15 protein-coding genes are annotated in these 23,762 nt (G+C 70.6%); 8 read left to right on the top strand and 7 right to left on the bottom strand.

Annotation, left to right across the window (positions count from 1 at the left end; genetic code table 11):
* Window positions 1-58 precede the first annotated feature (58 nt).
* Genes ACIRPU_RS02605 through nirD form a run of 3 tightly spaced genes read left to right on the top strand, consistent with a single transcriptional unit; the run spans window position 59 to window position 4,226 of the window.
* Complete coding sequence (locus ACIRPU_RS02605; RefSeq protein ID WP_355705760.1) at window positions 59-1,273, top strand: FAD-dependent oxidoreductase; 1,215 nt, start codon at window positions 59-61, stop codon at window positions 1,271-1,273.
* Window positions 1,273-3,879, top strand: coding sequence for a nitrite reductase large subunit NirB (gene nirB / locus ACIRPU_RS02600; protein WP_403860626.1), 2,607 nt, complete (start codon window positions 1,273-1,275; stop codon window positions 3,877-3,879). Before ACIRPU_RS02605 ends, nirB begins: the two co-directional genes overlap by 1 nt.
* Complete coding sequence (gene nirD / locus ACIRPU_RS02595; RefSeq protein WP_403860623.1) at window positions 3,876-4,226, top strand: nitrite reductase small subunit NirD; 351 nt, start codon at window positions 3,876-3,878, stop codon at window positions 4,224-4,226. Before nirB ends, nirD begins: the two co-directional genes overlap by 4 nt.
* A gap of 189 nt (window positions 4,227-4,415) precedes the next feature.
* Here nirD and ACIRPU_RS02590 read toward each other — a convergent pair whose 3' ends face one another.
* On the bottom strand, window positions 4,416-5,354 hold the full coding sequence (locus ACIRPU_RS02590; RefSeq protein ID WP_403860620.1) for an oxidoreductase: 939 nt from the start codon (window positions 5,352-5,354) through the stop codon (window positions 4,416-4,418).
* Window positions 5,355-5,550: 196 nt separating this feature from the next.
* Between ACIRPU_RS02590 and ACIRPU_RS02585 the strand changes: the two genes are divergently transcribed.
* Window positions 5,551-6,708: an alkaline phosphatase PhoX gene (locus tag ACIRPU_RS02585; protein WP_403860617.1), complete on the top strand. Its 1,158-nt coding sequence runs from the start codon at window positions 5,551-5,553 to the stop codon at window positions 6,706-6,708.
* 255 nt (window positions 6,709-6,963) lie between these two features.
* Window positions 6,964-7,944: an SMP-30/gluconolactonase/LRE family protein gene (locus tag ACIRPU_RS02580; RefSeq protein WP_403860614.1), complete on the top strand. Its 981-nt coding sequence runs from the start codon at window positions 6,964-6,966 to the stop codon at window positions 7,942-7,944.
* A gap of 117 nt (window positions 7,945-8,061) precedes the next feature.
* Here the strand turns inward: ACIRPU_RS02580 and ACIRPU_RS02575 are convergent, their stop codons facing one another.
* The 5 genes from ACIRPU_RS02575 to ACIRPU_RS02555 form a co-directional block, all read right to left on the bottom strand.
* Window positions 8,062-10,356: an FtsX-like permease family protein gene (locus ACIRPU_RS02575; protein WP_403860611.1), complete on the bottom strand. Its 2,295-nt coding sequence runs from the start codon at window positions 10,354-10,356 to the stop codon at window positions 8,062-8,064.
* Window positions 10,353-11,039: an ABC transporter ATP-binding protein gene (locus tag ACIRPU_RS02570; protein ID WP_403861577.1), complete on the bottom strand. Its 687-nt coding sequence runs from the start codon at window positions 11,037-11,039 to the stop codon at window positions 10,353-10,355. Before ACIRPU_RS02570 ends, ACIRPU_RS02575 begins: the two co-directional genes overlap by 4 nt.
* 64 nt (window positions 11,040-11,103) lie before the next feature.
* Window positions 11,104-11,520 (bottom strand): hypothetical protein, encoded by a 417-nt coding sequence (locus tag ACIRPU_RS02565; RefSeq protein ID WP_403860608.1) that lies wholly within the window; start codon window positions 11,518-11,520, stop codon window positions 11,104-11,106.
* Window positions 11,521-11,780: 260 nt separating this feature from the next.
* The gene (gene ppdK, locus ACIRPU_RS02560) at window positions 11,781-14,528 is read right to left on the bottom strand and encodes a pyruvate, phosphate dikinase (RefSeq protein ID WP_384114600.1); all 2,748 of its coding nucleotides are present in this window, start codon (window positions 14,526-14,528) and stop codon (window positions 11,781-11,783) included.
* Window positions 14,529-15,094: 566 nt separating this feature from the next.
* Window positions 15,095-16,324 carry an ROK family protein gene (locus tag ACIRPU_RS02555; RefSeq protein ID WP_403860606.1) on the bottom strand — a complete coding sequence of 410 codons (1,230 nt, stop codon included), beginning with the start codon at window positions 16,322-16,324 and terminating at the stop codon, window positions 15,095-15,097.
* A gap of 120 nt (window positions 16,325-16,444) precedes the next feature.
* Between ACIRPU_RS02555 and ACIRPU_RS02550 the strand changes: the two genes are divergently transcribed.
* The 3 genes from ACIRPU_RS02550 (at window position 16,445) to ACIRPU_RS02540 (ending at window position 22,444) form a co-directional block, all read left to right on the top strand.
* On the top strand, window positions 16,445-18,232 hold the full coding sequence (locus ACIRPU_RS02550; RefSeq protein ID WP_403860604.1) for an MGH1-like glycoside hydrolase domain-containing protein: 1,788 nt from the start codon (window positions 16,445-16,447) through the stop codon (window positions 18,230-18,232).
* The gene (locus ACIRPU_RS02545) at window positions 18,229-20,178 is read left to right on the top strand and encodes a glycogen debranching N-terminal domain-containing protein (RefSeq protein WP_403860602.1); all 1,950 of its coding nucleotides are present in this window, start codon (window positions 18,229-18,231) and stop codon (window positions 20,176-20,178) included. Before ACIRPU_RS02550 ends, ACIRPU_RS02545 begins: the two co-directional genes overlap by 4 nt.
* A gap of 175 nt (window positions 20,179-20,353) precedes the next feature.
* A complete protein-coding gene (locus ACIRPU_RS02540) occupies window positions 20,354-22,444 on the top strand; it encodes a CDP-alcohol phosphatidyltransferase (protein ID WP_403860599.1) in 2,091 nt (696 codons plus the stop codon).
* A 109-nt stretch (window positions 22,445-22,553) separates the two neighbouring features.
* Here ACIRPU_RS02540 and dusB read toward each other — a convergent pair whose 3' ends face one another.
* Window positions 22,554-23,720, bottom strand: coding sequence for a tRNA dihydrouridine synthase DusB (gene dusB / locus ACIRPU_RS02535; protein ID WP_403860596.1), 1,167 nt, complete (start codon window positions 23,718-23,720; stop codon window positions 22,554-22,556).
* Between the last annotated feature and the right edge of the window lie 42 nt (window positions 23,721-23,762).

Below are 23,762 nucleotides of genomic sequence, written 5' to 3'. Positions count from 1 at the left end.
CCTCGCGGGAAACAACCGTGATGCGGTCGGGTAACGTCGGCAACGCACGCTCCTGGACATGACCTCGAATTCGCGTGTGGTGGTGATCGGCGCCGGCCTCGCGGGCGTACGACTCGCCCGCCGGCTCGGCGAGCTGGGGACGCCCGCGCTGCTGATCGGCGAGGAGGAGCACCGGCCCTACAACCGGGTCCTGCTCGCCGAGGTGCTGGCCGGCCGGTACGCCCCCGAGGTGATCGCGCTGCCCGCGCCCGCCGGACTGGTCCGGGGCCAGGTCACCGGCATCGACCGCGACCGACGCACCGTGGCCTGCGCGGACGGCTCGGAGATCGCATACGGCACCCTGGTCCTGGCCACCGGCTCCAACCCGGTGCTGCCGCCCCTGCGCGGTCTCTTCACCCCGGACCACGTCCTGCCGGAGGGCGTCCACGCCTTCCGCACCATGGACGACTGCCTCGGCCTGTCGAAGGCGGTGCGGCCGGGCGTGCGGGCGGTCGTCATCGGCGGTGGGCTCCTCGGGGTCTCCGCGGCCCGCGCGCTCGCCGTACGCGGCGCACAGGTCGTCCTCGCGCAGCAGGGCGAGCGGCTCATGGAGCGCCAGCTCGACCCGAACGCGTCCAAGCTGGTGCTGCGGCACCTGAAGGACCTCGGCGTCGAGGTCCACACCGAGTGCCGGGTCCGCGACGTGCGCTGCGTCGGCGGCGCCGTCCGCTCGGTCGAGATGGCCGACGGCTACGCCCTCGACGCCGACCTGGTGGTGCTGGCCTGCGGGGTCTCCCCGCGCGCCGGACTCGCCAAGGCGTCGGGGATCGCCGTGCACAAGGGAATCCTGGTCGACGACGAACTCCGCACGTCCGACCCGCACATCCGGGCGATCGGCGACTGCGCACAGCACGACGGGAACGTGTACGGGCTGGCCGCACCCGCGCTGGAACAGGCGGACGTCCTCGCCGAGTCGCTCGCCGGAGACGCGGACTCCCGGTACGGCGGCACCCGCGCCCTCACCCGGCTCACCCTCGCCGGGCACAGCGCCTTCGACCTCGCCGCGTTCGGCGAGACGGAACCGCGCCCCGGCGACGACGTCGTACAGCTCGCCGACGCCACCCGGGGCACCTACCGCAAGGTCGTCGTCCGCGACGACCGCCTGGTCGGCGGGGTCCTCGTCGGCGAACTCGGCACCGTCGGCGCGCTGGCGCGCGCCTGGGAGGGAGCAGAGCCGCTCCCCTCCGACGGCGGACCCCTGCTCCACCTGCTCACCAACGACGGAGGCTCCTGATGACCGCCACCCCCGGGGGCACCCCCACGATCGTGCTCGTCGGCCACGGCATGGTCGGCCAGCGCTTCCTCGAAGCGCTCGCCGAGCGCGGCCTGACCGCCACGCACCGCGTGGTCGTGCTGTGCGAGGAGCCGCGTCCCGCGTACGACCGCGTGCAGCTCACCTCGTACTTCTCGGGCCGGACGCCCGAGGAACTGTCCATGACGGACATGGCGTTCATCGCCGACCACGGGATCGAGCTGTACGTCGGCGACCCCGCGGAGACCATCGACCGCGAGGCCCGCAAGGTGACGGCCCGCTCGGGACTGGCGGTCGACTACGACATCCTCGTCCTGGCCACCGGCTCCTACCCCTTCGTGCCGCCCGTCCCGAACAAGGACGCCGAGGGCTGCTTCGTCTACCGCACGATCGAGGACCTGTTCGCGATCGAGGCGTACGCGAAGTCCCGTGCCACCACCGGCGCGGTGGTCGGCGGCGGGCTGCTGGGCCTGGAGGCCGCGGGCGCGCTGAAGGGCCTCGGACTCACCTCCCACATCGTGGAGTTCGCACCGCGCCTGATGCCCGTCCAGGTCGACGACGGCGGCGGCGCGGCCCTGCTGCGCACCATCGAGGACATGGGTCTGAGCGTCCACACCGGTGTGGGCACCCAGGAGATCGTCGTCGGCGAGGACGGCGCGGTCACCGGGATGAAGCTCTCCGACGGCTCCGAGCTCGCCACCGACCTGGTGGTGTTCAGCGCCGGTGTCCGCCCCCGCGACCAGCTGGCCCGTGAGTCCGGCCTGACGGTCGGCGAGCGCGGCGGCATCGCCGTCGACGAGCAGTGCCGCACGGTGAACGACCCGCACGTGTTCGCGATCGGCGAGTGCGCGCTGGCCGCCGACGGCCGCGTGTACGGCCTGGTGGCCCCGGGCTACGAGCAGGCCGTCACGGTCGCCGCGACCATCGCCGACGACGAGTCCGAGCAGCTGTCCTTCACCGGCGCCGACCTCTCCACCAAGCTGAAGCTGCTCGGCGTGGACGTGGCGTCCTTCGGCGACGCGCACGGCACCGCCGAGGACTGCCTCGACGTCGTCTACTCCGACTCCCGCTCGGGCCTGTACAAGAAGCTGGTCATCGGCCGCGACGGCACGCTGCTCGGCGGCATCCTGGTCGGCGACGCGGAGGCGTACGGCACCCTGCGCGCGTTCACGGGGTCCGTGCCGCCCGTCTCCCCCGAGTCGCTGGTCCTGCCGGCCGGCGCCGGGGACTCCGTCCAGCTCGGCCCGTCCGCGCTGCCGGACGAGGCGATCGTCTGCTCCTGCCACAACGTGTCGAAGGGCACGATCCGCGGCGCGGTGACGGAGCACTCCTGCACGACCGTGCCCGAGGTGAAGAAGTGCACCAAGGCCGGCACCGGCTGCGGCAGCTGCGTCAAGGTGCTCGGCCAGCTGGTCACCGCCGAGCTGGAGGCGAGCGGCGTCGAGGTCGACAAGGGCCTGTGCGGCTGCTTCTCGCAGACCCGCGAGGAGCTGTACGAGATCGTCCTCGCCCTGCGCGTCAACACCTACCAGGACCTCCTCGACCGCTACGGCCGGGACGGCGCCCGGGGCGGCGACGGCTGCGAGGTCTGCAAGCCGACCGTCGGCTCGATCATCGCCTCCCTCGCCCCGACGATCGGCGCGAGCGGCTACGTCCTGGACGGCGAGCAGGCGGCCCTTCAGGACAGCAACGACCACTTCCTCGCCAACCTCCAGAAGAACGGCTCCTACTCGGTCGTCCCGCGCATCCCCGGCGGTGAGATCACCCCCGAGGGGCTGATCGTGATCGGTGAGATCGCCCGCGACTTCGGCCTCTACACGAAGATCACCGGCGGCCAGCGCATCGACATGTTCGGCGCCCGGGTGGAGCAGCTCCCGCTGATCTGGACCAGGCTGGTGGACGCCGGCTTCGAGTCCGGCCACGCCTACGGCAAGTCGCTGCGCACCGTGAAGTCCTGCGTCGGCCAGACCTGGTGCCGCTACGGCGTCCAGGACTCGGTCCGCATGGCGATCGACCTGGAGCTGCGCTACCGGGGGCTGCGCTCCCCGCACAAGCTCAAGTCCGCGGTGTCGGGCTGCGCCCGCGAGTGCGCCGAGGCCCAGTCGAAGGACTTCGGCATCATCGCCACCTCCAACGGCTGGAACCTCTACGTCGGCGGCAACGGCGGCGCCACCCCGCGCCACGCCGACCTGCTCGCCCAGGACCTCACCGACACCGAACTGGTCCGCCTCATCGACCGGTTCCTGATGTTCTACATCCGCACCGCCGACCGCCTGGAGCGCACCTCGACCTGGCTGGACCGCATCCCCGGCGGCCTGGACCATGTACGGGACGTCGTGGTGGAGGACTCCCTCGGCATCTGCGAGGAGCTGGAGTCCCTGATGACCGACCACGTGGCGCACTACGCCGACGAGTGGGCGACCACCATCAACGACCCGGAGAAGCTCGCCCGGTTCGTGTCCTTCGTCAACGCCCCCGACACCCCCGACCCGGTCGTCGGGTTCGTGCCGGAGCGCGACCAGATCAAGCCCGACCTGCCGTTGCTGTCCATCGGCCACCGTCCCCTGGAAGGGAGCGCCCAGCGATGACCCTGGCACTCGAGACGACCGACCTCAAGGTCCAACTGCGATTGCAGGACCAGTGGTTCACGGTCTGCGACCTCAGCCAGCTGATCCCCGGCCGAGGGGTGGCCGCCCTGCTGCCCGACGGCCGCCAGGTCGCCCTGTTCCGAGACCGGGCGGGTGAGCTGTACGCCGTCGACAACCGCGACCCGTTCGGCGGCGCGGCCGTCCTCTCCCGCGGCCTGACCGGTACCCACGAGGGCCGCACGTTCGTCGCCTCCCCGCTCCTCAAGCAGCGCTTCGACCTGCTGACCGGGCAGTGCCTGGACGACGACTCGGTGCGCATCGTCACCTACGAGGTACGCACGGCCTGACGGCCGCCTGTCCCGCCGCCCCGGTGTCGCGGACCGGAGACGTCCGACCGGACGCTGGGGCGGGATGCCGACACTCCTCGTGCGGGCGGTGCGGGCGGTGCACCCTGGCCCGCCGGTACGGCCGGCGCGCCCTGGCCCGCAGGTGAGCGGCGAAGCGGCCGGGGCTCAGCGGCTCGGCGGCTCGGCGGCTCAGACCTTGAGGGCGTCGTAGGACACCCCTGTCAGCTGTTCGGAGGCGGCCCACAGCCGCTCCCCCGCCCGGTCGTCGAGGGTCCAGGGTGCTCGCCGCGACGGCGCGGGCGCCCCACGCCACATCGCGAGGGACGGCCCGGTGAACGAGTCCGGGCGGACCCCGGGCGCGGTCGCCGCGTACAGGGCGGGCAGCGCGCCGGCCTCGGCGGGCTGGGCGAAGATCCGGTTGCCCAGCGCCATCAGCCGCTCGGCGACCGGGCGTCCCTCCGCGCGCGGCCCCGCCGTCTGGAGGTTGGTCGCCGCGTACCCCGGATGCGCGGCCGCCGCGACGGCTTCGGCCCCGGCCGCCGTGAGTCTGCGCGCCAGCTCGTGCGTGAAGAGCAGGTTGGCGGTCTTGGTACGGCCGTAGGCGATCCAACGGCGGTATCGGCGCTCGGAGTTGAGGTCGTCCGGGTCGATGTTGCCGAGCAGGTGGGCCATGCTGGAGACGGTCACGATCCGCGCCTCGGGCGAGCGGCCCCGCGTGGCGAGCAGCGCGGGCAGCAGCAGCCCGGTGAGGGCGAAGTGCCCCAGGTGATTCACCCCGAACTGGGTCTCGAACCCGTCGGCGGTGGTGCCGTAGGGCATCGCCATCACGCCCGCGTTGTTGACGAGCAGGTCGAGCCGGTCGTACGGCAGCGCGTCCGCGAACTCCAGTACGGAGGCGAGGTCCCCGAGATCGAGCCGCCGCAACTCCGCCTCCGCGCCCGGCACTTCGTCGCGCAGTCGCCGGACGGCCTCCCGCCCCCGCGTCTCGCTCCGGCAGGCGAGCACCACGCGTGCCCCCTTGCGGGCGAGCTCGCGCGCGGTGACGTATCCGAGCCCGCTGTTGGCCCCGGTGACGACGGCGGTGCGACCGCTCTGGTCAGGGATGTCGTGCGCGCTCCAGCCGGACATGGCCGTACTCCCTCCGCGGTGTGTGCACGGGCAGCCTACGGCGCTGCCGGTCACCCATCCCGCATCTCCCCGTTACGACATGTCCACGACATAGCTACCCTGCCCTTCTAGCGTTCGGCAGCGCACGACCCCTGAACGACCCCGTCGCCGGGACCGGCGCACGGGCCGGTTCACCACACCACCCCCGGGAGTGAGCGTGGAACGTCGTACCTTCCTGCGTGCGGCCGCGATCGGCGGCTCCTCCGCCGTACTCGGCGGAACCCTCTGGCGCGGCGCCGCCTACGCCGCCCCGGCCCAGCCCGGCACAGGCCCGTACGGGGCACTCGGCGCGGCCGACGCCAACGGCATCCGGCTCCCCAGCGGCTTCACCAGCCGGGTGATCGCCCGCTCCGGCCAGACGGTGACCGGGACGTCGTACGCCTGGCACAACGCCCCCGACGGCGGAGCCTGTTACGCGGACGGCACGGGCTGGATCTACGTCTCCAACTCGGAGATCAACCCGTCGGGCGGCGCGAGCGCGGTGAAGTTCTCGGCAGCGGGGACGATCACGGCCGCGTACCGCGTCCTGTCCTCCACCCGCCAGAACTGCGCGGGCGGCAAGACCCCGTGGAACACCTGGCTGTCCTGCGAGGAGGTCGACCGCGGGTACGTCTACGAGACCGACCCCTGGGGCACGAAGGCGGCGGTCCGCCGGGACGCGATGGGCCGCTTCAAGCACGAGGCGGCGGCCGCCGACCCGGTCCGCAAGGTGATCTACCTGACCGAGGACGTCACCGACGGCTGCTTCTACCGTTTCCGGCCGACGAGCTGGGGCGACCTGTCCTCGGGAACGCTGGAGGTCCTGGTGGCCGGCTCGGCCACGAGCGGCCCGGTGACCTGGTCGCCGGTGCCCGACCCGACCGGCGCCACCGCCACCCGCAACCAGGTCTCGGGCGCCAAGCACTTCAACGGCGGCGAAGGCTGCCACTACGCGAACGACACCTGCTGGTTCACAACGAAGGGCGACAACCGGGTCTGGCAGTACGACGCGGCCGCCCAGACGATCGAACTCGCCTACGACGACTCGCTGGTGACGTCCGGCACGGCTCCCCTCACCGGGGTGGACAACGTCACGGGCTCCGCCTCCGGCGACCTGTTCGTGGCCGAGGACGGCGGCAACCTGGAGATCTGCCTCATCACCCCCGACGACGTGGTCGCGCCCTTCCTACGCGTCGACGGCCAGTCGGCCTCCGAGATCACGGGCCCGGCCTTCTCCCCCGACGGCACCAGGCTGTACTTCTCCAGCCAGCGCGGCACGAGCGGCAGTTCGTCGGGCGGGATCACCTACGAGGTGAAGGGCCCGTTCCGAACGTAGGTCGCCTGGACAGGCACTTCGAGATTGACAGGAACTCGACAGCAGATCGGAGGAACGCGGTCGGGCGGCGGCTCGTTACTCGCCAACGAAGTCGAAGCGAAGTGAGACCACACACCCGGCGTGGCCCCAGTTCGCCGTGTCACGCGGTTCACAGAGTCACACGACTCGCCGTGTCACGCGACTTTCAGAATCACGCCATTCGCAGAGTTGTTACGACGTTCGCCGCCCGCACCCCACCCACGGAGGCACGTGACCATGACCCCCACGCCCACGCCCGCCCCCACCCCGTCCCGCCGCACCGTACTCGGCGGCGCGGCCCTGGCCGCCCTCGCCGTGACGGCCACGGCGGCCACGGCGGCCCCCGCCGCGACCGCGGCTACCAAGTCCCGTCCCAGCGAGGTGAGTTGGCCGACCGAGTACGCCCTCCCCGACGGCTGGCTCCCGGAGGGCATCGCCATCGGCAGCAAGCCGTACGCCTACCAGGGCTCCCGCGCCAACGGCGGTATCCTCCGCACCGACCTGCGCACCGGCGAGAGCACGGTCCTGTACGCGGGCGGCACCGGCCAGGTGTCGGTCGGCCTGAAGCTCGACCACGACGGCCTGCTGTACGTGGCGGGCAGCACGGGAGTGGCACGCATGGTCGACTCCCGCACCGGCGCACTGGTGACGACCCACCAACTCGTCCCGGCAGCAGGCCACTTCATCAACGACGTGACCCTGCTGGGCAACCGGGCCTGGTTCACCGACTCCCGGGACGCCGTACTGTACGGCGTCCCGCGCGGCCGGACCGACGGCGAGATCCGCGCCCTGCCGCTCACCGGTGACTGGGTCCAGCTCCCCGACGTGAACAACGCCAACGGGATCGTCGGCACACCGGACGGCCGGGGTCTGATCGTCGTCAAGAGCACACCGGGCGAGCTGTACAACGTGAACCTCAGGACGGGCCACGCCACGAGGATCACGCTGGTCGGCGCGTCGGACGTGGTCAACGGCGACGGCCTCTACCGCATCGGCCGCACGCTGTACGTGGTCCAGAACCGCCTGAACCTGATCAGCGTCTGGTCCCTGGACCGCACGGCGACCACCGCCACACTCACCCGCACGATCACCGACCCCCGCTTCGACGTCCCCACCACGGCCGCCCGCTACGGCGACCGCCTCTACCTGGTCAACGCGCGCTTCACCAGCCCGCAACTCCCGGAGACGACATTCACAGCGGTGTCGGTGCCGATCTGACCAACCCCTCCTGACCACCTGGCTGTCCACCCTCCCCACCTGACACCCACCGCCACAGACACCAGAGGCGGCACCCCACCCACGGGTGCCGCCCCACTCACGTCCGATCACGGCCCCTCAGTCACGCCGAATCAACTCCGGATCAATACGCCGACCGACCAGCGGCAGCGCGCCGAGCGCGGCGACGACCACGACGCCGAGCGCGGAGGCGACCAGCAACGGCAGCCCGGCCCCGTCCCAGAAGACCTCGCCACCGCCGGTGACCAGATAGCTGGACTCGGCGGCCTTCCCGGCAACGACCGCCAACACCAGGCCCACCGCCAACGGCAATACAACTTGCGCCACCTGCACGGCCCGCAACGTACGGGGCCTGGCACCGAGCAGTGACAGCGCGGTCACCTGTGGCCGACGTTCGACCGCACGGTCGGTGGCAGCCACAACGTATGCGGCTACACCGATGACGAGCCCTAGAACCATGCCCATGCCGAGGATCGTCTTGACGACGGTGATCTGTTGAAGGGCGGTGACCACTACGCCGGGGGTCATCACGCTGGCGGTCGGATCGACGCCGCCGATGCCGTCAAGTACGGCACGAACGGTACCGGGTGCTGAACTGCTTACAAGGGTGAGGCTGGCCCCCTCAGGTCGGAAACCGTCAGGCATAAAGGACGGCGGGACGACGACGTCCCCACTACTCAACGCAGAGAGTCCCGGTTCATCCCCGAAAGCCACCTGTTGCGTCGGTACTTGAACCGCAATCACGCGCCGCTCGCCTCTGTCATTCCTGAGGTGGAAAGGGAAGCTTGCACCAGGCTTGCTTTCTTCGTCATAGGTCTCGTGAGGGTTCACCACTCGAAAGGGCCGCCCATCCGTGCAACGCCCGATGTCAGGCACCATCCCGCGAAGTTGACTGCACGTGGCAATCACAGCATTGATCGTCGGTGGAAACTCGGCTTCCCGATCCCTCCACGAACGCGCCTCCATGCCATGGCCACGAACACCCGTCACCGCCTCGAAGGCCCGTTGGCGATCCTGGGTGACTCCGTCAAGAGACAGCGTGTACGACTGCACAGGCGACGTGTTCTTGGAGACTTGGTCCAGCTCGATGAGCACTCCTTGCGCAAGCGACGCCGCATAAACGAGAAGCACCAGCCCGGTCGCGACACGCAGAGCTCCTCCCGGTTCCACCTCGTTGCGTCTCATAGCCAATCCGAGTGGCAGGGATCGGCTTGTGCGTGCGATCGCCCGAGACAGGATCCGAGAGAGGATAGGCAGCGAAAGAACGAGCCCGACGCCAACGAGAACGGCGGCGAGCGGCATCAGGATCGATGAGAGCGACGTGTCCCGAGGCGCATGCCCCGTTGCGCCCGCCACGCAGTACCCGGCAACAATGCCCAATCCAGGGAGAAGCGGCAGCAACCCCCACTTCGCAGGCGGCTTCTCAACCGCACTACGCCTCACAGCCAAGGGGTTCGCCGCAGCCTTCCTGGCTCCGACCGCCCCGGCGAACCAGGCGAGCGCGGGACAACCGATCAAACAGACGAAGGTGGCGGTCAGAGACAGCGATCCGTCAGACGGATACCACCGGAAGCCGGGAAGCCCAACACGGGAGATGAGCTGGTTGGCTACCGCATACACACCCAGGCCGAGTACCGCACCAAGCAGTGCCGCAGCTACCGTCTCAGCCGCATTGACGCGCTGAACGCCCTTCTTGCTCAGCCCCACAAGTCTCAGTGCGGCAAGCCGTCGCGCCCGCGCTGCGGCCGACAGCCGCGCACACACGGACAGATAGACGATCAACGGAAGGAGAACGACGCCAGAAAGCGTGAACCGCACGATGTCCAGCGTGGAAGGCTCCACCGTTTCGTCGTTCGCATAGGTCCACCCGTAAAACGTCACGGGGTTTCCGCTTTGCAACTGCTGCCGGGGAACGCCGATATAGGCGTACAGCTCGTCGGGGTGGGCCAACCCTTGAGCCCCGATGATTCCTCTTTCCCGGCCCGGTACGAGCTGAGCGAGACCCGGCTCCTTCCTTAGTTCCTCGTGCAGTTGCGGCGACACGAACACCTCGCCTGGAGCGGGCAATTCACTCAGACCCGGAGGAGGGGCGATGGCGAAGGCGCCCGGTGCATGGAAGACGCGGGTCATCGGACGGGAGCCGTACGGGTCCGTCAGACTGAGTTCAAGAGGTGCCTCGTCGGCACTGACACCGGATGGGCGATCGCCGGCGCAGCAATCCGCCGAACGTGCAGCCTTGCGTCCGTCCTGCGCTGCCAGGATCCCGGGAATCGCAAGCACCATAGCCAGGCAACAGACACCGACGGCACTACCCCCGGCCATGAGGAGGAATCTCACTCGATTGCCCCGCCCACTGCCCAACAACAGCCGCAGACCCAGGAGAAGTTCTCTCATGTCGTCTCCCATGTCAGGGCCGAAAGGACACCGTCGCGCATCACATACTGACTGTCGGCTCGGGAGGCCACCTGGGCATCGTGCGTGACGAGCACCACGGCGGTCCCCTGGGACCGCGCTAGAGAAAGGAATTCTTCCAGCACCGCTGTGGCATTGGCGCTGTCGAGTGATCCAGTCGGTTCATCGGCGAACACAACAGCGGGCCGGTGCACCAATGCTCGAGCTACAGCGATGCGTTGGCTCTGCCCTCCGGAAACCTGCGAAGGCCGTCGCTGTCGCAATTCGGAAAGGCCCAGTCGGCCGAGAACTTCGCCGGCAGCGGCCAGCGCCTCCGCCTTGCGCTGCCCAGCCAGACGCAGCGGAAGAGCGGCATTCTCCTCAACGGTCAACTCAGGCAGCAGTTCGCCGTATTGGAAGACAAAACCGAAGCGCTCGCGACGCAACGCACTGAGTTCTTCGTCGTCGAGCTCACCGAGGACGCGATTTTCAAAACGAACTTCACCGCATGCCACGGCTAGGACCCCAGCGAGACAGTACAGCAACGAGGACTTACCGGAGCCGCTCTGTCCGGTGATCGCCGCAATTTCGCCACGGTGAAGACTGATGTCAGCACCTCTGACAGCGGGCGTGTCACCGTAGAAAAGATCTACACCCGTGGCGGACAGGACTTCTGGCGTGTTGATGACGCTCCCCTATGACGAAAGGAGCCCAGATGCGGGCATCTGGGCCATGAAGTAGAGAGGACTTCTAGCGACCGCTCGAGTAGCGTTTGGTGTGCGAGCAGTTGTCCGGGTGCAGACTGCCGCGGTCGCGGCACGCCTTGATCTCCGCGTCGTCGGTGTAGCGCTGCGCGCCGTCCCAGTTCGAGTGGTGCAGAGGGACGGTCTTCCGCTGCTTGCCGTTGTAACGCACCCAGCCGTGGCTCTCCACACGTACCAACACGTAGACGTTGTGGCCGTCTTCCGGGGCAGCGTCCTTCAGGCGCCCCTTCCACTCGAAGGCACCGTGGTTCTCCCCCGCCGCATTGAAGCGATGTTCACCGCCCAGGAAGTCAACGCCCGACGAATGCAGGTTGGGCATGTCGCGCCAACCCTCCGCGCCCAGCGCTGTCCCAGCCCCCGCCAGAAACGCCGCCGCCATGACGCCAGCCAGTGCCTTCTTCATCCCACACCTTCCTGAAGCCGAAGACTCGACAGCCTCCGCAGGTAACAGAAGGTAATGGATCACTTACAAGCTGAAACCTTCAGTCACTCACTCACCATCACATCAGGTGATCGACTTCCAGCCACGCCAAGTCGTCGCCGCCCCCGCACAACGCAAGAGGACGGCACCCCCGCACAGGGTGCCGTCCTCCTTGGTGCGCCGGGGCCGTCGCCGATCGGTGAGGGTCGGGGACCGGCGGCGGCTCCGGGGCTATCGGGGTGTCACCGGTGGTCGCTGCCCGCCGACTGCGAGGCCGCCCGGCCCGCCTCGAGCCGGGCCACCGGGATCCGGAACGGCGAGCAGGAGACGTAGTCGAGTCCCACCTCGTGGAAGAAGTGGACGGACTCGGGGTCGCCGCCGTGCTCGCCGCAGACGCCGAGCTTCAGGTCGGGGCGGGTGGCGCGGCCGGCCTCCACCGCCAGCTTCACCAGGGAGCCGACGCCGTCCCGGTCGATCGTCTCGAACGGGCTGACGCCGAAGATGCCCTTCTCCAGGTAGGCCGTGAAGAACGAGGCCTCGACGTCGTCGCGGCTGAAGCCCCACACCGTCTGGGTCAGGTCGTTCGTGCCGAAGGAGAAGAACTGTGCCGCTTCGGCGATCTGACCGGCGGTCAGCGCGGCGCGCGGCAGCTCGATCATCGTGCCGATCGAGAGCTTCAGCTGGACGCCGGTCGCCGCCTCCACCTCCGCGATGACCTGGTCGGCCTCCTCGCGGACGATCTCCAGCTCCTGGACCGTGCCGACGAGCGGGATCATGATCTCCGGGCGCGGGTCGCCCTTGGCCGTCTTGCGCTCGGCCGCGGCCTCGGCGATCGCCCGTACCTGCATGGTGAACAGGCCGGGGATGACCAGGCCGAGACGCACGCCGCGCAGACCCAGCATCGGGTTCTGCTCGTGCAGTCGGTGGACGGCCTGGAGGAGGCGGAGTTCGTTCTCGTGGGGCTCCTGACGGGACTCCGCCAGCGCGACGCGGACCGACAGCTCGGTGATGTCGGGCAGGAACTCGTGCAGGGGCGGGTCCAGGAGCCGGACCGTGACCGGGAGGCCGTCCATCGCCGAGAACAGTTCCACGAAGTCCTGCTTCTGGAGCGGCAGGAGCGCCTTCAGCGACTCCTCGCGCTCGGCCTCGGTGTCCGCGAGGATCAGGCGCTCGACCAGCTCACGACGGTCGCCGAGGAACATGTGCTCCGTACGGCACAGGCCGATGCCCTGGGCGCCGAAGCGGCGGGCGCGCAGCGCGTCCTCGGCGTTGTCCGCGTTGGCGCGCACCCACAGGCGCCGCTTGCGGTCGGCGAACGCCATGATCCGGTGCACGGCCTCGACGAGTTCGTCGGCGTCGTTGGCGCCCGCGTGCATCCGGCCCTCGAAGTACTCCACGACGGGGGACGGGACCACCGGGACTTCACCGAGGTAGACCTTGCCGCTCGAGCCGTCGATGGAGATCAGGTCGCCTTCCTCGACGACATGACCGCCGGGCACCGTCATCCGGCGGCGCTTGGTGTCGACCTCGAGCTCCTCCGCGCCGCAGACGCAGGTCTTGCCCATGCCCCGGGCGACGACGGCCGCGTGCGAGGTCTTGCCGCCGCGTGAGGTGAGGATGCCCTCGGCCGCGATCATGCCGTCCAGGTCGTCGGGGTTGGTCTCGCGGCGGACCAGGATGACCTTCTCGCCCGAGCGGGACCACTTGACGGCCGTGTAGGAGTCGAAGACGGCCTTGCCGACCGCGGCGCCGGGCGAGGCCGCGATGCCCCGGCCGACCTTCTCCACCTTCGCGTTCTCGTCGAAGCGGGGGAACATCAGCTGGGCGAGCTGGGCGCCGGTCACCCGCTGGAGCGCCTCGGCCTCGTCGATCAGGCCCTGGTCGACGAGCTGGGTGGCGATGCGGAAGGCCGCGCCCGCCGTGCGCTTGCCGACGCGGGTCTGGAGCATCCACAGCTGACCGCGCTCGATGGTGAACTCGATGTCGCAGAGGTCCTTGTAGTGGTTCTCCAGCGTCTCCATGATCTGCATCAGCTGGTCGTACGACTTCTTGTCGATCGACTCCAGCTCGGCGAGCGGGACGGTGTTGCGGATGCCCGCCACCACGTCCTCGCCCTGGGCGTTCTGGAGGTAGTCGCCGTACACGCCCTGGTGGCCGGAGGCGGGGTCGCGGGTGAACGCCACGCCGGTGCCCGAGTCGGGGCCCAGGTTGCCGAAGACCATCGAACAGACGTTGACGGCCGTGCCCAGGTCTCCCGGGATGCGCTCCTGGCGGCGGTAGAGCTTCGCGCGGTCGGTGTTCCAGGAGTCGAAGACCGCGTGGATGGCGAGGTCCATCTGTTCGCGCGGGTCCTGCGGGAAGTCGCGGCCGGCCTCGGTCTTGACGATCTTCTTGAAACGGGTGACCAGCTTCTTCAGGTCCGCGGCCTCGAGCTCGGTGTCGACCGTGACCTTCTTGGCCGTCTTCGCGGCCTCCAGCGCGTCCTCGAAGAGCTCGCCCTCGACGCCGAGGACGGTCTTGCCGAACATCTGGATCAGGCGGCGGTAGGAGTCCCAGGCGAAGCGGTCGTCGCCGGACTGCTTGGCGAGGCCCTGGACCGACTTGTCGGAGAGGCCGATGTTGAGGACCGTGTCCATCATTCCGGGCATCGAGAACTTGGCGCCGGAGCGGACCGAGACCAGCAGCGGGTCGTCGGCCTGGCCGAGCTTCTTGCCCATGCGCTGCTCCAGCGCGTCGAGGTGCGCACTCACCTCGTCACGCAGTGCCGCCGGCTCCTCGCCGCTGTCGAGGTAGACCTTGCAGGCGTCGGTGGTGATGGTGAAGCCCGGAGGGACGGGAAGGCCCAGGTTGGTCATCTCGGCGAGGTTCGCGCCCTTGCCGCCGAGGAGGTCCTTGAGCTCCTTGTTGCCCTCGGTGAAGTCATAGACGAACTTCACGCCCTCAACGGTCGCGGCCTGCTCGGCTACCTGGAGATCTTTGTTTTCCGACACGGGTCTCGACTCCTCGAGGACGCGGTGGCTGCCCTGACGGCCAGGAACATACCCAGATCGAAGGCTCCTGGGTACGTCCACTCGCGCGTCATGTGCCCGTAACCAACCGTCCGCCAGCGGATCGAAAGTCAAGGCTTGGCAAGCGCACGGCCGCCGATGTTTTCACTTCTTGAACGCAAGCACCTCCCGACCGCCTCTCACATGCCCCATATTACGCTCAGATGAGCACTGTGCGGCACGATTGATTTCGATCGATGAACGATCAAGGGGTGGCACTGAGTGCCACTCCTTGGAGAAGTGCAGTCGCTCTTGAATCGCTCATCTGAGCACTACCCCCCTCAGGGGTGGCGAGAATCACGCCGGAATCAGCCTTGCGTGGGCGCCTCGATTTCACGATGCGGACGCACCCGAGGACACGCCCACGGACGGAAACCTGCTCGTCACACGAGGGTCTGGAGGATCCCGGGACTCCTGGGGATCCCGAAGTCCCAGGAGTCCCAGGAGTCCCGGGAGTCCTGGGAGGGCCCGGGAGGGCCCCGGAGTCCCGTCACACACACGAGCGTCCCTCACACCCCGAGCGCCAGCAACCGCTCCTCGGCCCGCTCCGGCGCGTACAGGTGCTCCACGACCAGCGCACCCGCTCCGACCAGGCCCGCCCGCTCCCCCAGCCGCGAGGTCACCACGTCCAGGTGGGCCGTGGAGCGGGGCAGCGCCCGCTGATAGAGCAACTCGCGCACGCCGGTCAGGAAGGCGGTTCCGGCCAGATCTCCGGCGATCATCAGAACCCCGGGGTTGAGCAGTGTCACGACGGTCGCCAGGACGTCTCCGACCCGGCGCCCCGCCTCACGGGCCAGGGCGGCCGCCTCCGGGTGGCCGGCCGCGAGCAGGTCGCGCACATCCGATCCCGAGGACGCCCGAACACCCGACTCCGCCAGCCTGCGCGCCACGGCGCCGCCACTGGCGACCGCCGCGAGACAGCCGTAGGAACCGCAGCGGCACAGCGCCTCCGCGCCCACCCGGATGTGCCCGATGTCGCCGGCCCCGCCGTCGATGCCCCGGAAGATCGAGCCGCCGACCACGACCCCCGCGCCTATACCTGTCGACACCTTGACCAGCACGAACGCCGAGCAGTCGGCGTATCCCGTGCGCTGCTCGCCGTACGCCATGAGGTTCGCGTCGTTGTCGACGAGGACGGGGACCGCCACCGCCGGGCCGCCGTCCGCGTCCCCGCCCGTGCCCGCCGCCGTCCGTTCGGTGAAGGCGCGGGACAGGCGACCCCTTATGTCGTAGCCGTCCCAGCCGGGCATGATCGGCGGCTGGACGACCCGGCCCGTCTCGCTGTCGACCGGGCCGGGCACGGCGAGGCCGATGCCGCACACCTCGTCCGGCCGGTGGCCCGCCTTCTCCAGCAGCTCGGCGAACCAGCCGCCCAGTTCGCCGAGCACCGCGTCCGGCCCGTCCTCGATGACCAGCGTGCCACCGTGCTCGGCCAGGATCTCCCCGGTGAGCGTCAGTACGGCCGCCCGCGCGTGCCGTGTGTCCAGGTCCGCCGCCAGGACGACGGCGTGGGCGTCGTCGAACTCCAGGGTGATCGAGGGGCGGCCGCCCAGCGGGGAGTCGACCGGGCCGCCGGCGCCCTCGCGCAGCCAGCCGGCCCGGAAGAGCCGGTCCAGGCGCTGGCCGACGGTCGCGCGGGAGAGGCCGGTGGCCTGCTGGAGGGCACCACGTGTCGTCGCCCGTCCCCTGCGCACCAGTTCGAGCAGATCCCCGGAGCTGGCCTGGCCGCGTCCCGTCATGCGCACCCCCTTGTGTTTCTCAAGCCTGCATTACATATTGAGTTTTGCGTGTTAAATAGACGTAACTCTATGGTAGCCACAGCCGAACCGGTCGGCCTTGTCGTCTTCGGGGAGCCCCGAGTGGATCGCACCGCCCAGCTCATCGCCCGCCCGGCGGAGTACGCCGTTGCATACGATCCGGCGGCTCCGCCGGGTCCGCCGCACCTCGGGGCTCCGGCACCCGGGACTCCGCACCTCGCGGCCCTGCGTCGCCGGGCGGCGCACGTGCTGGCCGGCAACTGGACGGGAACCTCGACGGTTCCCTCGCCCGGTCTGTACCCGCACCAGTGGTCCTGGGACTCGGCCTTCATCGCCATCGGCCTGCGGCACGTCTCGCCGCGCCGGGCGCAGACGGAGCTGGAGACGCTGCTGGACGCCCAGTGGGGCGACGGGCGCATCCCGCACATCGTCTTCAACCCCTCCGTGCCGCTCGACGCGTACTTCCCGAGCCCCGACTTCTGGCGCTCCTCGACCGCGGGGCGCGCTGCGGGCGCCCCGCGCACCGTACAGACCTCCGGCATCGTGCAGCCACCGGTGCACGCGCTCGCGGCCTGGCTGGTGCACTGCGCCGACCCGGGGCTCTCGCGCGCCCGCGGTTTCCTCACCCGGGTCTACCCCCGGCTGGCCGCCTGGCACCGCTATCTGCTGCACCGGCGCGACCTGGGCGGGGGCGGGCTGGTGTCCGTCGTCCATCCGTGGGAGCAGGGCATGGACAACGCGCCGAGCTGGGACGCGCCGCTCGCCCGGGTCACCCCGGCCCCGGCCCGCTCCTTCCGGCGCGCCGACCTCGACCACGGGGCGCCCGAGGACCGTCCGACGGACCTGGACTACGGGCGCTACGTACGGCTGGCCGCGGAGTACCGGGACGGCGGATACCGCGACCACGGAGTGCGGGAAGACGGCGTGCGGGAAGACGGCGTGCGGGACGGCGCGAACCACGGCATCCGAGCGCGGGACGGCGCACACCGCGACGGCGCACACCGCGACACGCGGGACAGCGGACACCGGGACGGCAGGAAGCCGGACGCCCGGACACAGGACGCCCGGGCACAGGACGGCAGGAGGCAGGACGACAGGACGCAGGGTGTCCGGCATGAGGGCAGGCCTGGTGGGGGTGGCGATGACGCCGGGGGCCGCCGGGCCGGGGGTGCGGAGTTCGCCGTCGAGGATCCCGCCTTCAACGCGCTGCTCATCGCCTCCGAGCACGCCCTCGCCCGCATCGCGACCGAGCTGGGCGCGACCGGCACGGCCCGGCACGCGCGTGCGGAGCGGCTGACGGCGGCGCTCGTCGAGCGGCTGTGGGACCCGACGGAGGGCATGTTCTTCTGCCGTGACCTGCGCGGCGGGGATCCGGACCCGGGCCGGCGCCCGCTCACCGGCGCCCTCGTCCCGGAGCGGGGCGTCTCCGGTCTCGTCCCCCTTCTGCTGCCCGGCCTGCCGCGCGAGGTGGCCGCCGCTCTCATCCGCACCCTGCGCGGCCCGCACTTCGGTCTGGGCGCCGCCACCCGCCTCGCGCCCAGCTACGACCTGCTCGGCGAGGCCTTCGACCCGCACCGCTACTGGCGCGGCCCGGCCTGGTTCAACACCAGCTGGCTGCTCGAGCGGGGCCTCAGGCTGCACGGCGACCAGCGCGACGCGGACGCGCTGCGCCGGGCCGTGCTGGACATCGCGGACACCTCCGACTTCGCCGAGTACGTCGACCCGTACACCGGCGAGGCCTGCGGCGCGACCGGCTTCAGCTGGACCGCCGCGCTCACGCTCGACCTGCTGCACGACGACACCACGTCAGGCACGGGTGTCATGGCCGGCCCGGGAATCCCGGCGTCCGGCACGGATATCACGGCTCTCAAGGGAGGGGACCGGGGATGACGGACCGGCATCATCTGCTCGTGTACGGCGGGACGTTCGCCGCCGTGGGCGACCGCGGGGACATCAGCGGCGTACGGGGCTCCGGGGTGGCCGCCGGATCCCCCGAGGGGTTATTCGTCCGGGACGCCAGGCATCTCAGCCGCTGGCAGCTGACGGTCGACGGCGCCGTGCCGGAGGTGCTCTCGCCGGTCGCGGACGGGGACACCACGCGGTGCGTGCTCGTCCCGCGCGGCGGCCGCAACGAGCCGCCGTCCTGCACGCTCTTCCGTGAACAGGCCGTCGGTGACAGCTCGTTCGTGGAGACGCTGCGGGTCGTCAGCAACCGCCCGGTGCCGACGACGGTCCGCCTCGCGGTCACCGCCGACGCCGACTTCAGCGACCAGTTCGAACTGCGCTCCGACCACCGTACGTACGCGAAGACCGGTGTCGTCCGCCGACGCCAGATCCTCGACGACGGCGTGGAGTTCACCTACCGGCGCGGCGAGTGGAAGTCCTGTACGACGGTGACGGCCGAGCCCGTGCCGGACGGCGTCGAGGAGACCGGCACCGGCGCGCGCCGGCTGGTGTGGAAGCTGGAGCTCGAGCCGCACGGCTCCGCCGAGCTGACCCTGCGGGTGATGGCCCGGCCGCACGGTGAGAAGCGGACCCTGCGGGTGCCCCGCTCACCGGCCTCGGTCACCGGGCAACTCCTCGCGCAGGAAGGCGAGTTCGTCGAGGGCGTGGCCTTCCCGACCGGCTGGCCCGAGCTGGCCGCGGCCTGTGCGCGCGGTCTCGCGGACCTGGCCGCGCTCCAGGTCCAGGCGACCGGCCCGGACGGCGAGGAGCTGCGCGTCCCGGCGGCCGGCGCCCCCTGGTTCCTGACCCTGCTGGGCCGCGACGCCCTGCTCACCTCGCTCTTCGCCCTCCCCTACCGCTCCCGCCCGGCCGCCGCCACGCTGCTCGCGCTCGCCGCGGCCCAGGCCACCGAGACCGGCCCGCAGGCGGTGTCCCAGCCCGGCAAGATCGTGCACGAGGTGCGGCACGGCGAGCTCGCCCACTTCGGGCAGGTGCCGTACGGCCGCTACTACGGTTCGGTGGACGCGACCCCGCTGTTCCTCGTCCTCCTCGGCGCCTATGTCGAGCAGACCCGTGACCAGGCGCTGGCCCGCCGGCTGGAGCCGCACGCCCGCGCGGCGATCGGCTGGATGCTGGACCACGGCGGGCTCACCTCCCGCGGCTATCTGGTGTACCGGGCCGACCAGGGCGGTCTGGCCAACCAGAACTGGAAGGACTCCCCCGGCGCCATCTGCTCCGCGGACGGCACCCGCGCGACCGGAGCGGTGCTGGCGGCGGGGGCCCAGGGCTACGCGTACGACGCGCTGCGCCGCACGGCGTGGGTGTCGCGCACGGTGTGGGAGGACGAGAAGTACGCGGCCCTGCTGGAACAGGCGGCCGCCGATCTGCGGGACCGGTTCCAGCGGGACTTCTGGATGCGGGACCGGTCCTTCCCGGCGCTCGCCCTGGACGGCGAGGGCCGCCAGGTCGACGCGCTCGCCTCGGACGCCGGGCATCTGCTCTGGTCGGGCCTGCTGGACAAGGAGTACGGGGAGGTCGTCGGCCGACGGCTGCTCGAGCCGGACTTCTTCTCCGGCTGGGGCGTGCGCACCCTGGCGTCCGGGCAGCCGGCCTACCACCCGCTCTCCTACCACCGCGGTTCGGTCTGGCCGCACGACAACGCGCTGATCACGCTGGGCCTCGCCCGCTACGGCCTGCACGAGGAGGCCCGTACGGTCGCCCACGCGCTGGTCGACGCGGCGACCGCGACCGGGCACCGCCTCCCCGAGGTCCTCGCGGGCTACGGCCGCGACACCCACGCGGAGCCGGTACCGTACCCGCACGCGTGTGTACGGGAGTCCCGTTCGGCGGCGGCCCCGTTGGCGCTGCTCACGGCGGTCGGGGGCGCGTAGGCTCCCCCGGTCCGGCCCCGGTCCGGCTGCTTGGCGTGCCGTTTGCGCGGTGTTTGCCGAGCGCTGGCCGAGGGGGGTTGAACGCGAGCCGAAGGCAGGCCGTACGAAACTGTGGCGGATCCGGCCCCATGCCGGATCCGCCGAACCGCCGGGCTTCGTACGGAAGGACCCTCGGGTGCCTGTCACCACTCACTCATCCCAGCTGCCCACACCGCAGGACCCCGAGGACGACACCCCGGCCCCCGCCGCGACGGCCCATCCGGAGCCTCCGTCGCCGGAATCTCCGACGACGGAATCTCCGACGACGGAGAGCCCGTCACCTGAGCCCCCGGCCACCGAAGCCCCGGCCGCCGAGACCCCGTCGGCGCAATCCTCACCGGCCGAGAGCCCGACCGCTGAAAGCCCGACTGCTCAAAGCCCGACCGCCGAGGCCCCGTCGGCTGCAAGCCCGTCGACGAAGGCCCTGGCCGCTGAGGGCGAGCCCGCCGCGTCCAGCGAGCCCAGCGAGTCCGCCGACTCCACCGAACCCGCCCCCGCCAGCCCCGCCGAGTCCGCCGACTCCGCCGGGTCCAAGCCTCGTGGTTTTCGGGCGCGGGTCTCGTACTGGCGGGGCTGGCGGGGGCTGTATCCGGGGGTCGCTCGGGTGGTGTGGTGGACGGCGACCGTCGTGTCCCTGGTACTCGTGTTCGGGGCGCTGTCGCTGCCGAATCGTCTCTTCGCGCTGCACCTGAGCCGCTTCGTACGGCTGCCGGGTGAGGCGATCATCGGCGCGGCCGTGCTGCTGGCGTTGCCGCGTCGGCCCCGGGTGGCGGTGGCGGCGCTGGCCGGCGCGGCTCTCGGCGCGCTGACGATAGTGAACCTGCTCGACATGCAGTTCGTGGAGTACCTGGGCCGTCCCTTCGACCTTGTCCTGGACTGGACCCTGCTGGACGACGCGCAGTCGTACGTGGCGGACTCGATGGGCGGGACCGTCGCGCTGGCCGCGTCGATCGGACTCGTCCTGCTCGTCGTACTGATCATGGCCGTCATGGCGCTGGCGACGGTCCGGCTGAGCGGCATCCTGGTGCGCGACACCCGGCGGGCGACCCGGGGCACGCTGATCGCGGGCACCGTCTGGATCACCTGCTCCGTCCTCGGTGTCCAGTACGCCGCGCTGCCGGTCGCCTCCGACCAGGTCGTGAACACGCTCACCTCAGAGGCCAGGCGGGTGCGGGCGACCATCCAGGACGAGGCGACGTTCGGGAAGGTGGCCCGCAGCGACACGTTCGGGGCCACCCCGGCCGCCCAGCTCGTGCCGGACCTGCGCGGCAAGGACGTCATCTTCACCTTCATCGAGAGCTACGGCCGCAGCGCCATCGAGGATCCGGGCATGGCGCCGGGCGTCGACGAGACCCTGGACACCAGCACCGCGGCCCTGACGAAGGCCGGCTTCAGCGCGAAGAGCGGCTGGCTGACCTCGGCGACGTACGGCGGCAGCAGCTGGCTCGGTCACTCCACCACCCTGTCCGGCCTGTGGGTCGACACCCAGCAGCGGTACCGCACGGTGATGGCCAGCGACCACCTGTCCCTGACGAAGGTGTTCCAGAAGACCGGCGCCTGGGACACGGTCGGCATCATGCCGGGCGTGCAGAAGGGCTGGCCGGAGCAGAAGTTCTACGGTCTGGACAAGGTCTACAACGCCTTCCAGATGGGCTACCAGGGACCGAAGTTCAGCTGGTCGACCATGCCCGACCAGTACGCCCTGGAGGCTTTCCAGCGGCTGGAGCACGGCCGTACCGACCGCGACAAGCCGCTGATGTCGGAGATCATCCTGACCTCCAGCCACCAGCCCTGGGCGCCGATTCCGAAGATGGTCGGCTGGGACGAGCTCGGCGACGGCTCGGTCTTCGACAGCATCGAGGCGGCCGGCGAGAAGGCGTCCGACGTCATCGCCGACTCCGCCAAGTCGAAGAAGGAGTACGGCAAGTCCATCCAGTACTCGGTGACGGCCCTGACCCAGTGGCTGGAGCGCTACGGCACCGACGACACCGTTCTGGTGTTCCTCGGCGACCACCAGCCCATCAGCCGGGTGAGCGGCAACAACGCCAGCCGGGACGTGCCGGTCTCGATCGTCGCCAAGGACCCGAAGGTCCTCGACAAGATCGCCACCTGGAACTGGACGGACGGTCTGAAGCCGGCCCACGACGCCCCGGTGTGGAAGATGAGTTCCTTCCGCGACAGGTTCCTGAAGGCGTACGGCTCGACCCCGCATCCGTCGACGGGCTGAGCGCCGACAGCGCTGAGAGCCGACAGGGCTGAACGCCGACCGGGCTGAACGCCGACCGGGCTGAACGCCGACCGGGCTGAGCGCCGACAGCCGGTCGGCTCAGGGGAGTTCAGCCGCCGGAGGTGTCCAGTTCCGCGTCCTCGCTGATGCCCGCGCAGTCGTACGGGTCCTTCAGCCAGCCGTCCGGCAGCACGACCCTGTTGTTGCCGGAGGTGCGGCCCCGGGGGCCGTCGGCGCCGGTGGGCCAGGGCTGGTCGAGGTCCAGCTCGTCGAGGCCGGCCCGGAGTTCGGCGAGGGACGAGGTGATGGCCAGCCGCTTGCGCATCTCGGAGCCGACCGCGAAGCCCTTGAGGTACCAGGCGACGTGCTTGCGGAAGTCGATGACCCCGCGCGGCTCGTCGCCGATCCACTCGCCGAGCAGGGTGGCGTGCCGGACCATCACGTCGGCGACCTCACGCAGGGACGGGCGCGCGATGTCGTCGGTGCGTCCCTCGAAGGCGGCCACGAGGTCGGCGAACAGCCACGGCCGGCCGAGGCAGCCGCGTCCGACGACCACGCCGTCGCAGCCGGTCTCGCGCACCATGCGCAGGGCGTCCTCGGCCGACCAGATGTCGCCGTTGCCGAGGACGGGGATCTCCGGGACGTGTTCCTTCAGGCGGGCGATCGCCTCCCAGTCGGCGGTGCCGCCGTAGTGCTGGGCGGCGGTGCGTCCGTGCAGCGCGATCGCGGTGACGCCCTCGTCGACGGCGATCCGGCCGGCGTCGAGGTAGGTGATGTGGTCGTCGTCGATGCCCTTGCGCATCTTCATCGTCACCGGGAGGTCGCCGGCCCCGCTCACCGCCTCCCGCAGGATCGCCCGCAGCAGGTGGCGCTTGTAGGGGAGGGCGGAACCGCCGCCCTTGCGGGTGACCTTGGGGACCGGGCAGCCGAAGTTCAGGTCGATGTGGTCGGCGAGGCCCTCCTCCGCGATCATGCGGACGGCCTTGCCGACGGTCGCCGGGTCGACGCCGTACAGCTGGATCGAGCGCGGCTTCTCGGTCGCGTCGAAGTGGATCAGCTGCATGGTCTTCTCGTTGCGTTCGACCAGCGCCCGGGTCGTGATCATCTCGCTCACGAACAGCCCCTTGCCGCCGCTGAACTCCCGGCACAGGGTCCGGAAGGGGGCGTTGGTGATCCCGGCCATGGGGGCCAGGACGACCGGCGGGGTGACGGCGTGCGGGCCGATCCGGAGGGCTGTGTTCGGGGTCGCGTTCTGCGTGGGCGCGGTCGTGGGCATCCACCCATTGTCACGCATCGGACGGCGTGCCCGGCCGCACGT

Origin of the sequence: Streptomyces sp. NPDC102259, from assembly GCF_044766465.1 — a bacterium.
Taxonomy (GTDB): Bacteria; Actinomycetota; Actinomycetes; order Streptomycetales; family Streptomycetaceae; genus Streptomyces.
This window is presented reverse-complemented; position numbering and strand designations above follow the sequence as displayed.

Bases quoted from the DNA above. Each gene is read 5' to 3' on its own strand.
- ACIRPU_RS02605 (WP_355705760.1), top strand. From the start codon at position 59: ATGACCTCGAATTCGCGTGTGGTGGTGATCGGCGCCGGCCTCGCGGGC.
- ACIRPU_RS02555 (WP_403860606.1), bottom strand. From the start codon at position 16,324: ATGACGGGACGCGGCCAGGCCAGCTCCGGGGATCTGCTCGAACTGGTG.
- ACIRPU_RS02575 (WP_403860611.1), bottom strand. From the start codon at position 10,356: ATGAGAGAACTTCTCCTGGGTCTGCGGCTGTTGTTGGGCAGTGGGCGG.
- ACIRPU_RS02565 (WP_403860608.1), bottom strand. From the start codon at position 11,520: ATGAAGAAGGCACTGGCTGGCGTCATGGCGGCGGCGTTTCTGGCGGGG.
- ACIRPU_RS02580 (WP_403860614.1), top strand. From the start codon at position 6,964: ATGACCCCCACGCCCACGCCCGCCCCCACCCCGTCCCGCCGCACCGTA.
- nirD (WP_403860623.1), top strand. From the start codon at position 3,876: ATGACCCTGGCACTCGAGACGACCGACCTCAAGGTCCAACTGCGATTG.
- dusB (WP_403860596.1), bottom strand. From the start codon at position 23,720: ATGCCCACGACCGCGCCCACGCAGAACGCGACCCCGAACACAGCCCTC.
- ACIRPU_RS02590 (WP_403860620.1), bottom strand. From the start codon at position 5,354: ATGTCCGGCTGGAGCGCGCACGACATCCCTGACCAGAGCGGTCGCACC.
- ACIRPU_RS02545 (WP_403860602.1), top strand. From the start codon at position 18,229: ATGACGGACCGGCATCATCTGCTCGTGTACGGCGGGACGTTCGCCGCC.
- nirB (WP_403860626.1), top strand. From the start codon at position 1,273: ATGACCGCCACCCCCGGGGGCACCCCCACGATCGTGCTCGTCGGCCAC.